This is a genomic window from Amycolatopsis sp. N2S4-7, assembly GCF_058119595.1.
The window spans coordinates 6,338,665-6,351,152 of sequence record NZ_CP172299.1 but is presented as its reverse complement, the minus strand read 5'-3'; the positions used below and the strand labels follow the sequence as shown (position 1 = coordinate 6,351,152).

10 protein-coding genes are annotated in these 12,488 nt (G+C 72.0%); 4 read left to right on the top strand and 6 right to left on the bottom strand.

Annotated elements, in window-relative coordinates; translation table 11 throughout:
• Positions 1 to 58: 58 nt before the first annotated feature.
• Positions 59 to 2,308: an FtsX-like permease family protein gene (locus tag ACH54P_RS29880; RefSeq protein ID WP_489906660.1), complete on the bottom strand. Its 2,250-nt coding sequence runs from the start codon at positions 2,306 to 2,308 to the stop codon at positions 59 to 61.
• Complete coding sequence (locus ACH54P_RS29875; protein ID WP_489906659.1) at positions 2,305 to 3,006, bottom strand: ABC transporter ATP-binding protein; 702 nt, start codon at positions 3,004 to 3,006, stop codon at positions 2,305 to 2,307. Before ACH54P_RS29875 ends, ACH54P_RS29880 begins: the two co-directional genes overlap by 4 nt.
• A 172-nt stretch (positions 3,007 to 3,178) precedes the next feature.
• Between ACH54P_RS29875 and ACH54P_RS29870 the strand changes: the two genes are divergently transcribed.
• Together ACH54P_RS29870 and ACH54P_RS29865 are read left to right on the top strand one after the other, a co-directional pair.
• Entirely contained in the window at positions 3,179 to 4,966 is a 1,788-nt protein-coding gene (locus ACH54P_RS29870) for a sensor histidine kinase (protein ID WP_489906658.1), read from the top strand.
• On the top strand, positions 4,963 to 5,613 hold the full coding sequence (locus tag ACH54P_RS29865) for a response regulator (protein WP_489906657.1): 651 nt from the start codon (positions 4,963 to 4,965) through the stop codon (positions 5,611 to 5,613). The genes ACH54P_RS29870 and ACH54P_RS29865 overlap by 4 nt, the downstream gene beginning before the upstream one ends.
• Here ACH54P_RS29865 and ACH54P_RS29860 read toward each other — a convergent pair.
• Positions 5,610 to 5,954, bottom strand: a complete 345-nt coding sequence (locus ACH54P_RS29860; protein WP_489906656.1) for a phage holin family protein — start codon at positions 5,952 to 5,954, stop codon at positions 5,610 to 5,612. The genes ACH54P_RS29865 and ACH54P_RS29860 overlap by 4 nt on opposite strands.
• A 743-nt stretch (positions 5,955 to 6,697) precedes the next feature.
• Between ACH54P_RS29860 and ACH54P_RS29855 the strand changes: the two genes are divergently transcribed.
• Positions 6,698 to 6,889 (top strand): hypothetical protein, encoded by a 192-nt coding sequence (locus ACH54P_RS29855; protein WP_489906655.1) that lies wholly within the window; start codon positions 6,698 to 6,700, stop codon positions 6,887 to 6,889.
• Positions 6,890 to 6,943: 54 nt separating this feature from the next.
• Positions 6,944 to 8,251 carry an amidohydrolase family protein gene (locus ACH54P_RS29850; protein WP_489906654.1) on the top strand — a complete coding sequence of 436 codons (1,308 nt, stop codon included), beginning with the start codon at positions 6,944 to 6,946 and terminating at the stop codon, positions 8,249 to 8,251.
• A gap of 2 nt (positions 8,252 to 8,253) precedes the next feature.
• Here ACH54P_RS29850 and ACH54P_RS29845 read toward each other — a convergent pair whose 3' ends face one another.
• From ACH54P_RS29845 to ACH54P_RS29835, 3 genes are all read right to left on the bottom strand, one after another.
• A complete protein-coding gene (locus ACH54P_RS29845; RefSeq protein WP_489906653.1) occupies positions 8,254 to 8,931 on the bottom strand; it encodes an SDR family oxidoreductase in 678 nt (225 codons plus the stop codon).
• Positions 8,928 to 10,286, bottom strand: coding sequence for a DUF7850 domain-containing protein (locus ACH54P_RS29840; RefSeq protein WP_489906652.1), 1,359 nt, complete (start codon positions 10,284 to 10,286; stop codon positions 8,928 to 8,930). The genes ACH54P_RS29845 and ACH54P_RS29840 overlap by 4 nt, the downstream gene beginning before the upstream one ends.
• An 89-nt stretch (positions 10,287 to 10,375) precedes the next feature.
• Positions 10,376 to 12,436, bottom strand: a complete 2,061-nt coding sequence (locus tag ACH54P_RS29835) for a PhoX family protein (RefSeq protein WP_489906651.1) — start codon at positions 12,434 to 12,436, stop codon at positions 10,376 to 10,378.
• Between the last annotated feature and the right edge of the window lie 52 nt (positions 12,437 to 12,488).

The window sequence follows — 12,488 nt, the reverse complement described above, 5'->3', positions numbered from 1 at the left end:
TCCCCTTCAGCTCACTACCCCCGGTGCTCGCCCCTCCCCCGACAGAGGGGCGAACGTCCTATTCCTCGGCCAGCGGCTCCGCCTGGACCCGCTTGAGGGCGGGCGTGCAGACCGACGCGCCGAGCAGGGCCACCCCGACCCCGAGCACGATCGGCGCCAGGATCCACGGGCTGAGCACGATGCCCCGCTCGTCGACCATGCTGAACAACCCAACACCGACCAGCACCCCGACGATTCCCGCGCCGATGGTGGCGACCAGCGCGGGCAGCGCGGCCTCCATCCGCAGCGCCCTCGACAGCACCCGCACCGGCGTGCCGGCGGCCATCAGCGCCCCGAAGGTGCGGCGGCGGTCCATCACCGAGCCCGCCGTCGCGACCGCGGCGCTGCAGCCGGCCAGGATCCCGGCCGCGAGCAGCCCGATCACCGTGACCCGGCGCAGGTCGCCGAGCTCGGTCTGCTGGTTGAACAGGTACTGGTCCCGGCTGCCGATCTCCTCGCCGGCGGCCGGCGCGGCCAGCGCCGTCCGGACGATCTCGCGGTTCGCGTCGGTCGTCGGCGCGACCACGGTGACGTACTTCGGCGTGAAGCCGTCCGGCAGCGCGGCGGGATCGATGATCGACGTGCTGGACAGGTCCGCGTCGGGGAGGTGGACGGCTTCCGCCCGCGTTCCCGACTTGACGGCCACCGCCGCCCCTTCCCAGTTGTCGGTGACCTTGAACTGCGCCAGGTCGAGCGCCGAGTCGCCGAAGACGGCCGGACCGCCCGTGCAGTTCTCCGCGGTGAGCCCGAACCGGGTCAGCTTGACGGCGTCGGCGCAGGTCATCACCAGCGCGCGGTGGCCCGTGCGGTTCCGGCCGTCGCCCTGCACCAGGTAGACCTCGCCGACCGCGACCGCCTTCTCGGACTGGCCGTACCGCTGCAGGGACGCGTTGGCCTGCTCGACAACCTTGCCCGCGTGCTGGGCGTCGGAGTCGACGTAGAGCACGGAGTCCACGAAGGACCGGCCGCCGCCCGCCATCGACTCGAACGTCGGCAGCAGCGTCAGCGCCATCGACCCGGCGAACACCGCCAGCACGATCCCGGCGGACGCGCGGTAGGCGCCCTTCGGGTCGTCACGCAGCCGGCGGCCGGCGAGCAGCGCGGACGGGCGCCGCCAGATCCGGACGAATGTGCCGCCGACCGCCGACGTCACCCACGGCCCCACGATCGCGGCCGAGCCGACCAGGAAGAACAGCCCCGCCATGACCAGCCCGATGCCGCCGGTCTCCTTCACCGTCGTCACGGCGACGAGGAAGAACGCCCCGGCCGCGGGCAGCGCCAGCAGCCGCCACCAGTGCAGCGGCTTCTTCGTGTGCCCACCGGTCGCGAACAGCGGGTTCTTCAGCACCCGCCGCAGACCGAGGACACCGGCCAGCACCACGAGGACCGGAATGGCCACGACGATGGACACCGTCAGGCCGACCGGCAGGGCGAAGTCGGACGCGAGCCAGGTGCCGCCGGCCCACGGCACGAACGACGCGAGGCCGTGCAGCGCCGGGCTGATGAGCAGGCCGAGCAGCGCGCCGATGCCTGCCGACAACGTCGTCTCGGCGGCCACCATGTTCGTGACCTGCCCCGGAGTCGCCCCGGCCAGCCGGATCGCGGCGAGCCGCCGCTCCCGCCGGGCCGCGGTCAGCCGGGCCGACGACGCGACCAGGACGAGGCTCGGCACCAGCAGCACGATGATCCCGACCCAGGACAGCAGCATGAGCAGGGCGTCCGGGCTCGCCTTCCCGCCGGGGAAGCCGGCCACCTGGGACGAGCTCTCCGGCATCGCATCCGGCGTGTGCCCGGTGAGCGCGACGAGCTGCTCCGGGAACCGGAGACCGTCCTCGCCGAGCGCGCCGACGGGCTTGCCGAAGCGGTCGCCGAGCCGCGCGGCCGGGTTGGCCTGCAGGAGCCGGCCGAGCGCGGGCGACACGACGGTCTCACCCGGCCCCGGCAGCTGCGGCACGCCCGGCGGCAGCTCGACCCCGGCCGCCGTGGCGCCCGGCGCGAGTGCGACGTCGACCCGGATGATCTGCTTGCCGTCGAAGTAGTCCTTCGAAGCGGCGTACAGCAGCTTGACCGGGCCGTCGGCGCCGCGGCTGTAGAACTGGTCGCCCTGCCAGAGGGCGCGCTGCTCGCGGTTCTGCGTGGCGAACGGCAACGTCGCCAGCAGCAGCACCAGCCCGGTCGCGACGGCCACCCCGATCGCGGTGAGGATCGCTGACGTCCGGGTCCGCCGGTCCACCCTCAGCACCCGCATGGCGATCTGCAGCGAATTCATGCCGCGAGCCTCGTCGCGATCAGGCCGTCGCGGATGGCCACGGTCTTCGGCATCGACTCGGCCAGCTCGCGGTCGTGGGTCACCACGATCACCGCGGCGCCGGTCTCGTGGGCGGCGCCGAGCAGGGCGTCCATCGTCTCGCGGCCGGTGCGCGTGTCGAGCGCGCCGGTCGGCTCGTCGGCGAAGATCACCTTCGGCCGGTGGGTCAGCGCCCGCGCGATCGCGACGCGCTGGGCCTCGCCGCCGGACAGCTCGCCGGGGCGGCGGCGTTCCTTGCCGGCCAGGCCGAGCCGCGAAAGCCACTGGCGGCCGGCGTCGATGGCCTCCTTGCGGCCGAGCCCGGCCAGCAGCGACGGCAGCGCGACGTTCTCCTCCGCCGACAGCTCGGCGACCAGCATCCCCGACTGGAAGACGAAGCCGAACTCGGTGCGGCGCAGCTCGCTGCGCTTCTTCTCGCCGAGGTGGTCGATCCGTTCGCCGGCCAGGAAGATCTGCCCGTCATCGGCGCGGAGGATGCCGGCCAGGACGTGCAGCAGCGACGTCTTGCCCGAGCCGGACGGCCCGACGATGGCGACGGCGTCCCGCGGCTGGATGTCGATGTCGATGCCGGCCAGGGCGTACTGCGCGCCGTAGCGCTTCACCAGCCCACGGCCGGACAGCACCGGGCCGTTCGTCCACTGTGGAGTATTCGGGTCCACGAGGTTCTCCCTGTCGGTTCGGATCTTGATGCGATGAGCTTCGCCGAGATCGGGGGGTGTCCACTTCGGGCAGAAGGCCAGTCACGGCCGGTGCCGCATCGGCCGATCGGCCGAGGGAGCGCGAGCCACTCGGCCAAGGTGCGCACGGCCGGGAATCCTCTAACGTCACGTTGTGACCGCCGCGCCCCCGCCGAAAACGCCGTACGCCCGAGCCGCCGCCCTGGTGCGGCGCATCGGCGTGCCTTCGGCCGTCCTGTTCGCCGCGCTGCTGTTCGACGTCGTCTACACGACCCAGGCCGCGCTCGACGACGCCGGTCCGCGCTTCGTGGACTTCGGCCTGCTCCCCGGCGTGATCGCGATGGTCGCCTGCGCGCTGTGGGCCCAGCAACGCGCCGCGGTCGCCGGCGCGGTCGGCGCCGCCGTCCTGGTGTTCTCCACCCTCTTCGTCCACGCGTTCCACTTGCCCGCGTACTCGAGCGTGCTGCCGAAGGTGACCATCACCGAGATCGTGGCCGGGGTGCAGATGGTCTTCTACGTGACCCGCCGGGCCCGGGCGGGCGTGGCGTTCTGCGTGGACAGCGTCCTGGTCGTCGGCGGTCTCGTCGCGGTCTTCGGCCGCTACCGGGGGGTCAGTGACATCGACGGCGGCACGGGCACCCAGGCCCTGCTGTTCGGCCTGCTGCTGTTCGCCGGGGCGGTGGCCCCCGCCGTCGCGGCCCGCGACCGCAGCCCGCGGGCCGACCCGCGCACGCGCCGGCTCCGCCGGGTGAACGAGCTGGCGATGGGGCAGTGGCCGCTGATGGGGCTGCTCGGGTTCGCGCTGCTGTTCGAGTTCGGCTACACGTACTCGAGCAACGCCCGCGGGTTCCCGATCCTGTTCTGCTCGCTGGTCGCGGCCGTCATCGCGGTGCTGTCCCCGCGCCGTCCGGCGGACGCGCTGCTCGGCGTCGCCGGGATCATGCTGCTGTCCGCGATCATCACGCCGTTCCTGCACCTGCGCTACGAGTACGAGATGCCGGGCGGCGTCCCGTTCACGCAGGTCGTCGCCGGGATGGGCGCGGTGGTGAACCTGACCCGCGCCCGGGGGCTGAGTCCCTCGTGGCCGCGGCTCGCCGTGCTGTCGGGGGTGGTCGCGCTCGCGGCGATCCTCAACTCGGACCGGCCCGATGGCTTGCAGACCGACCCCCAGGCGCTCTCGGGCCTGGCCTTCGCCGCGGCGCTGCTGCTGGGCATCTCGATCGCCGTCGGCCTGATGCTGCGCTCGCGGGACTCCGAGCGCACCACGGTCGTCCAGTCGGCGGTGGCCGACGCCCAGACCGCCGAGCGGATGGCGCTGGCCCGCGAGCTCCACGACGTCGTCGCCCACCACGTCACCGGCATCGTCGTCCAGGCGCAGGCCGCGCGGCTGATCGCCGAGCGGAACCCGCAGGTGGCGGTCGAGGCGATGGGCCGGATCGAGAACGCCGGCGTCGAGGCGCTCGTGGCGATGCGGCGGCTGGTCCGCTCCATGCGCGGCGACGCGCCGGCCGGATCGAGCGAGTTCAGCGAGCAGGCCACCACCGACCTCGGTGCCGACCTGCGGAAGCTGGTCGAAGGCGCCAACCACGGCGTGCCGACGTCGATGCACCTCGACCTGCCGCCGGACCTGCCGCACGAGGTCGGCCGCTCGGCGCTCCGGCTGGTGCAGGAGTCGCTGACGAACGTCGGCAAGCACGCCGCCGACGCGACCGAGGCGTTCGTCGTCGCCGAGGTGGCGGGCGACGAACTGCACCTGCGGGTGACGGACAACGGACGCGAGACGGCGCACCGGCCGGCCGGCGGGTCGGGCGGCTACGGTCTGGTCGGGATGCGCGAACGCGTCGCGCTGCTGAAGGGACGGCTGTCGGCCGGGCGCGGCCCGGACGGTGGCTGGCGGGTCGAAGCGTGGCTGCCGCTGGCCGCCGGGGAAGGGGACGAGTGATCCGGGTACTGATCGCCGACAACCAGGAGATGGTGCGGATGGGGTTCCGCATGATCCTGGAGTCCCACGACGACATCGAGGTCGTCGCCGACGTCGCGGACGGCGTCTCGGCGGTCTCGAAGGCCCGCGAACTGCGCCCCGACGTCTGCCTGCTCGACATCCGCATGCCCGGCCTCGACGGCCTAGAGGTGACCCGGCAGCTGGCCGGCCCGGACGTGACCGACCCGCTGAAGGTGGTCGTGGTCACGACGTTCGACCTCGACGAATACGTGCACACGGCGCTGCGCAACGGCGCATCCGGCTTCCTGCTCAAGGACGCGGGCCCGGCCCTCCTGATCGAAGCGGTCCGCGCAGCCGACCGCGGCGACGCGCTGGTGTCCCCGCAGATCACCGTCCGGCTGCTCAAGCACTTCGACGGCAGCTCGGCGAAGACGCGGGCGAACCCGCCGTCCGAGCCCCTGACCGCGCGGGAGATGGACGTGGTGCAGGCGGTCGCCCGCGGCCTGACGAACACGGAGATCGGGGCCGAGCTGTTCATGTCGTTGTCGACGGTGAAGACGCACCTGGCATCGGTGCAGGGCAAGATCGGCGCGCGGAACCGCGTGGAGACCGCGGCGTGGGCCTGGCGGAGCGGAGTCGTTTCCTAGTCGGTGTCCCTCCGCCACACGAGCAACAGCGTGGCCATCAGCGCGAAGACCAGCCCGACGAGCAGGGCCGACAGCCAAGCGGGCCAGTGCAACGACATCCCGGTCAAGGCGACACCGACCGCGGCCAGCACCGAAATGGCGATGATGATCGCGGCCGCGCACGCGTAGGCGATCCGGCCGCCCGCGTCGCCCGCGTCGACCTCACCTTCGGCCTCGCCGGACAGCGGACCGAGCGCGATCTTGAAGCGCCCTCTCACCTTCACGCGCTCGACGCGCACCTCGGCGCGTTCCGAGGGGTTCGGCTCAGCCTTGGACAGGTCCGTCTCGATCGCCTCGTCCACCGATCTCCCTCACCTTCCCTGACCGGTGCGGCGGCGCACCGGACGGACGGTCCCTCGTAGTTGGTCGACACCGTACCACCGATGCGGTGAAGTGATGCTCAAAGCGAGTACAGAGAGTAATAGAAGATCAATACTTTTGACTTGCCTGTCACGCGGGTCGTCAGCTTTTTGTCAACTCCGCCCGGCTCGCCGACCCCGCGGAGACCGCCCCCGCGACACCGTGGTTGACAACGTGGTCAGAGCGGCCACCCGTCCCCGCTCACACCGATCCACAATGGACTTTGTAGCGATTTCACCGCCAGGAGCGTCCAATTGAGAAAGGAAGGCCAAACAGACCACTTGGCTAAATGGTTCAGTCGATCTCGAGGGCCTATGACTACGTACAGCTACCCACGGGTAGGATGTGGCGGTAACATGCATCTCACATACATCTCTCATACGTCTTTCAGCTTGACAGAAGCTAAGCCGCACGCGGATGATGAGAATGAACCTGGAGGTGCGGGACCTCCGGGTTACGCACTTGTCCGCCGAACGTCGCTTCCGACGAGTACCGGCCGCGGTGACGCAGTCGAGCTCGGCGAAGTGCTCCGGGGCCGGCCATTGGGGGACCGGACCTCGCATACGAAAGGACGGTTGTCGTGACACCGAAGAGTGGGTCGGTAACGAACGAACTCGGTGACGCGAAAACCGCTCCCGGAAAGCCGCCGCCTCGCAGTGGTGGCGGCGGCGGCGGTCTCGAGCGGGTGACCGTGAACCTGGTCCCCCGCGCGTCGCGGGCCCTGGACCGGGCCGTCGAACTCACCGGGGACTCGAAGACCGACACGATCAACCGGGCTTTGCAGGTGTACGCCGTGCTGGAGGAAGCGGTGAACAAGGGCGGCGAGGTGGTGATCCGCCACAGCTCGGGGGAGCAAGAAGTGATCCGCTTCGTCTGACGCCCCGGGGGCGACAACCTCGGGAAGCCGGGCGCCGGTGCGTAGTATCCAGAGATGCAACGCCGTTTCCACGCCCCTGTCGTTCTCCCGGCCGACCCGTCCTGTTCGCTTCTTCGTGACGCGGTTGTCGATGTCGACGCCGATGGGCGCATTTCGCACTGCGGACCGGCGGCCACCGCCCCCGAGTCCGCCGCTCCGGTCACCACCCTGACCGGCATCCTGTTGCCCGGCCTGGTCAACACGCACGCGCACAGCCCGATGACGCTGCTGCGCGGCATGGGCGGCGACCTGCCGCTGCTGCCCTGGCTCAACGAGATCATCTGGCCCGCCGAAGCGAAGCTGCGGCCGGAGGACGTCCGCACCGGCATGCTGCTCGGCTCGGTCGAGATGCTGCGCCACGGCGTCACGACCAGCGCCGAGATGTACTTCGAAGGCGAGCAGCTGGTCGACGCGGTGCTCACGACCGGCGGCCGCGTGCTCGTCGCGCCGCCGGTGATGGAGCTGCCCGGCCTGGACTGGCGCGCCCAGCTGGCCGGGATCGAGCGCTGGATCGACACCGACGGCCTGCGTTTCGGTCCCGGCGACCGGATCGAGCTCGGCTACGGCCCGCACTCGGCGTACATGCTCTCCGAGGAGGGCCTGCGCGCGACGGCGGAGTCGGCGGCCTCGCGCGGCGCCCTGGTGCAGATCCACGTCGCCGAGGCGGCCGCGGAGGACGTCTCCGTCCGCGAGGCGCACGGCTCGGTCCCGGCGCTGCTGAAGCAGCTCGGCATGCTGGACGGCCGGGTGCTCGCGGCCCACGCGATCCACCTGTCGGACGAGGACATCGCCCTGTTCGCCGCGCACGGCGTGGGCATGGCGCACTGCCCGGGCTCGAACGCGAAGCTGGCTTCGGGCATCGCCCGGATCGCCGACCTGCGCGCGGCGGGCGTCGACGTCGGCCTGGGCACCGACGGACCGGCGTCCAACGACGACCTCGACCTGTGGGAAGAACTGCAGCTCGCGGCCATGTTCGCGCGCCTGGCGACGGGCGACTCGACGGTGCTGACGGCCGCGGACGTCTTCCTGCTCGCCACCCGCGGCGGGGCGGCGGCGCTGGGCCGCGACGACATCGGCGCGCTGGAGCCGGGCCGGTGGGCCGACCTGGTCCACATCGACCTGGACGACCCGGCGTTCGCCTGCGGCCTCGAGGTGCCGGACGCCCAGCTGCTGTCGAACCTCGTCTGGGCGGCCGGTTCGCGGCGGGTCCGGGACGTGTGGGTCGCGGGCGAGCCGGTCGTCGCCGACGGCGAGTCGCTGAAGGTGGACCGGGCGAAGGTGCAGGCCGGGGTGGCCGAGACCGCGGCCCGGCTGCGCGCCTGAGCTCAGCGCGGGCGGAGGATGACCTCCGTCGGGTGGGCGTCCGGGGCGGCCGACACCGCCGTCACCACCGCGGTCGCCACCGAGTCCGCCTTCAGCAGGTGCGACGTGTCGTACTCGCGGCCTTCGCCCGCGAAGATCTCCTGCTGCATGTCGGTGTCCGTGCGGCCGGGGTAGACCGACGTCACGCGCAGCTGCGGCTCCTCCTCGCGGAGGGCGTCGGCGAAGGCGCGGACCGCGAACTTGCTCGCCGCGTACGGGGACCAGCCCGGTCGCGCGTTCAGCCCGGCGCCCGAGTTGATCACCACGACGTGGCCGCGGGCCGCGCGCAACGCGGGGAGCAGCAGCCGCGTCAGCTCGACCACGGCCAGGACGTTGACCTCGAAGTTGTCCCGCCACGCTTCGGCCGAGGCGTCCTCGACGCGGCCGAGGCGCGCGACGCCCGCCGAGTGGACCAGGACGTCGAGCGAGCCGATGTCCGCCACGGCTCCGGCGAGCGACGCGGGGTCGGTCAGCTCCACCGGCCACGGCTTCGCGCCCGGAAGCTCCTTCGCCAGCGCGCCCAGCGCGTCCGCGTCACGGCCGCCGAGCAGCAACCGGTGCGTCGGGGCCAGCTGGTGGGCGACCGCCGCGCCGATCCCGCGCGAAGCACCGGTCACCAGGGCGAGGGGAAGATCCGTCATCCCTCCACCGTAGGACTCGGGACGGGTGGCGGCTCAAGGGGCGTCGTCGACGACGGCGGGGGCGGCGGAGGCGGCGGCTTGAAGAGCCCGAGGTCCACCGTGAAGTCCTCGCGCGCCTTCCCGCCGAGGGTGCGCGGGGCGGTGCAGCCGTCGGTGCCGGCGTCGGAGTCCTTGTCGTCGCCGCCGGCGTCCTCGCGCGTCACGACGACGCCGGCCGGGAAGCTTCCGACGTCGAAGCAGACCTGGTAGGTGCCGTCCTTCAGCTTCTCGAAGCCGTACTTGCCCTTGTCGTCGGTCGTCGCGGTCCCGACCGTGCCGCCCGCGCCGTCCTTGAGCGTCACTTTGACGCCCGCGACGCCGGGTTCGTCCGGGTCCTGCCGCCCGTTGCCGTCGAGGTCCGCCCAGACGAAGTCGCCGAGCTGCGCGATCGACGGCGGCGGCTGGACGGTGATCGTCGCCGACGCCGTCTTGTCGCCGAGCGCGCCGCCCGCGTAGTGCACCCCGGTCACCTTCGCCGTGTTGACGTGCCCGTCGTCGGCCACCGTGAGGTCCGGGTGGTCGCAGGTCAGCTGCCGGTTCGCGCCCGCGGCCAGCGCGAACGGCTCGAACCGGCCGGCGCACCACGGGTCCTGCACCGCGATGCCGGTGAGGTCCTGCGTGCCGTCGTTCGTCACCGTGACGCGGTAGTGCGCGGTCTCGCCCGCCGTCACGGTCGCGAACGGGCCCCACGCGCCGGTCGCCGGGTTCTGCACTTCCTTCTTCACCGAGTACGCCGCGAGCTCGAGGTCGACGCAGTCCCAGTACAGCCGTCCGGCGCTCGTCGTGACGAAGAACTTCACCGCCGCGGCCTTCGCCGGCGCCGTCGCCGCCGGGAGGTCCTGGGCCACCAGCCGCCCGTCGCCCGAGCCGGGGTCGGCGGCCAGCCTGGCCTCCTGCACCTGCGTGCCGCTCGCGTCGAAGAACCGCAACCCGGTGGCCTGGCCGGCGCCCGGCGCCTGCGAACCGGTCCAGACGCTGAGCGCGTAGACGCCGCCGGGCACGAACTTCTCGGTCTGGGCGGCGGTGCTGGCCTTGCCGTCCGGCGTCTGGATCACCGCGGACCGCTGCCCGTCGACGGCGTACGCCTGCTCGGTCAGCAGCCTCGGCTGCTTCGCCGGCGGCGTGCCGGGTGGGACCGGCGCGGCCGGGGTGAACACGTAACCGTCGGGTGCGCCGTTCCTCGCCGTCTCCTCGACGCTCGGGTTGGCGGCGACCCCGCCGCAGGACGGCGGCGGGTCCGCGGCGGCCGTGGGCACGACCACCCCCGAAAGCGCCACCACCGCCACTGCCACCCACACGCGCACCGAACGGACCATGCTCCGACTATGACGCGCGGCACGGGCCCGCACCGGCCGAGAGCCGTCCACTTAAGAGTGAACCTCGGCCGGGGCGGGGCCCGCGTGCGTCAGCGCTCGCCGATGCGGCCGGGCAGCCCGAAGCGGCCCTTCTTCCACACCGAGACGATCGACGGCCGCGGCTGCGAGGTGCCGCCGTCGGGCCAGTGCGACGTCGGGCTCGCCGAGCTCGCCGCGTTCTCACCCGGGTGCTGGACGGCGACGAGCACCAGGTTGTCGGTGACGACCGGGCCACACGTCTCGGCACCGACCGGCACCGAGAGGAACTGCTTGACGTGCCCGCGTTCCGGCCCGGTGACCGGCACCGAGAACAGGCCGTCGTTCGCGCCCAGCGCGTTGCCGTCGGTGGAGATCCACAGGTTGCCGTGGCGGTCGAAGGCCACGTTGTCCGGGCAGGAGATCGGGCTGACCTGGTCTTTCGGGAAGCCGCCGAAGTAGGTGTCCGCCGCCGTGGGGTCACCGCAGACCAGCAGCAGCCGCCAGGAGAACCGGGTCGACGCCGCGTCGCCGCGCGCCTCCTCCCACTCCAGGACGTGGCCGTTCTTGTTGCCGATCCGCGGGTTGGCCTCGTCGACGCCGGCCTTGCCCGCCGCGCCGCGGTCGGTGTTGTTGGTCAGCGCCGCGTAGATCCGGCCGTTGACCGGGTTCGGCTCGATGTCCTCCGGCCGGTCCATCTTCGTGGCGGCCACCTTGTCCGCGGCCTGGCGCGTGAAGACGTAGACCTCTTCGGCGGTGAACCCGTCCACAAAGGACTTGTCGCCGCTCGCCAGCGGGATCCACTCGCCGGTGCCGTCGAACTCGCCGTCGGACGGCAGCGTGCCCTTGCCGTCGATCTCCGCCGCGGGGCTGTCGCCGGTGAAACGGGCGACGTAGAGCGTGCCCTCGTCGAGCAGCGCCGAGTTGTGCCGCCGCGCGTGCGCGCTGTTGCCGGGCTTGTACTTGCCCTTCGACACGAACTTGTAGATGTACTCGAAGCGGCTGTCGTCGCCGGAGTACACGGCGACGCGGCCGTCGGCGGCGATCTTGATGTTCGCGGCCTCGTGCTTGAACCGGCCGAGCGCGGTGTGCTTGATCGGCGTCGAGTTCGGGTCGTTGGGGTCGATCTCGACGACCCAGCCGAAGCGGTTCGGCTCGTTGGGCTCCTGCGCGACGTCCCAGCGCTTGTCGAAGCGCTCCCACTTGCGGGTGCTCGTGCCGGTGCCGACGGTGTAACGCTTGAGGCGCGCCGCCACGACCGGGTCGGTGACCTTGTCGGAGTTCGCGAAGTACTGGTCGAAGTTCTCCTCGCCGGAGAGCACCGTGCCCCACGGCGTCACGCCGCCGGAGCAGTTGTTCTGCGTGCCGCGGACCTTGCGCCCGCTCGGGTCGGCCGACGTCTTGAGGTACTTCGAGCCGGCGGCCGGGCCGCGCACCTCGAAGATCGTGTCGAGCGTGATCCGGCGGCCGTACCGGCTCGGCACGACGTCGAGACCGCCGCGGACCGGGTCGCGCCGGGTCTGCAGCACCGAGAGGCCGTGCGCCGCCCAGGCGATCTTCACCTGCTCCTCGGTCGGGTTGGCCGGGTCGTACTGGTCGGCCGGGAACATGTGGACCTCGGTCGTGTACTCGTGGTTGACCACGAGCAGGTTCGACAGGCCCAGCGGGTCCTGCGGGATCAGGCCGACGAAGTCGTTGTTGTAGCCGAACTGCTTCGCCTGCGCGGCCGCGGTCTGCTTGGCGTAGTCGAACTTCGGCGCGCCCGGGACGACCGGGTCGCCCCAGCGGACGACGACGCGCTGGGCGTAGGCGTCCGGGATGCTGACCGCGTCGAGCTTGTTCGGCGGGACCGGCGTGAAGTCGGTGCCGGGCACCGGACGCGGGCGCGGCTTCTGCAGCGGCTCGGCGGCAGCGGTCCCGGACAACGCAGCGAACCCGCCCGCGGCGGCGGCCATCACCGCACCGGCCTTGAACACCCGGCGACGGGAGATGTCCTTGACGACATCACCGAAGTACTCGTTCCCGGAGTCGTTGGCCTCGGGGTGCGCGCACGCGTTGCCGCAGCGGTATTCGCAGGTGATCGGGGAACGGCCGCCCGGGTGAGCGGGGAACAGCGGGAGCAGGCGGTCGAGCACAGCGCCTCCATGGTGGGGATTCGGGAACGAACCGAACCTAAGCGCCGAAAAC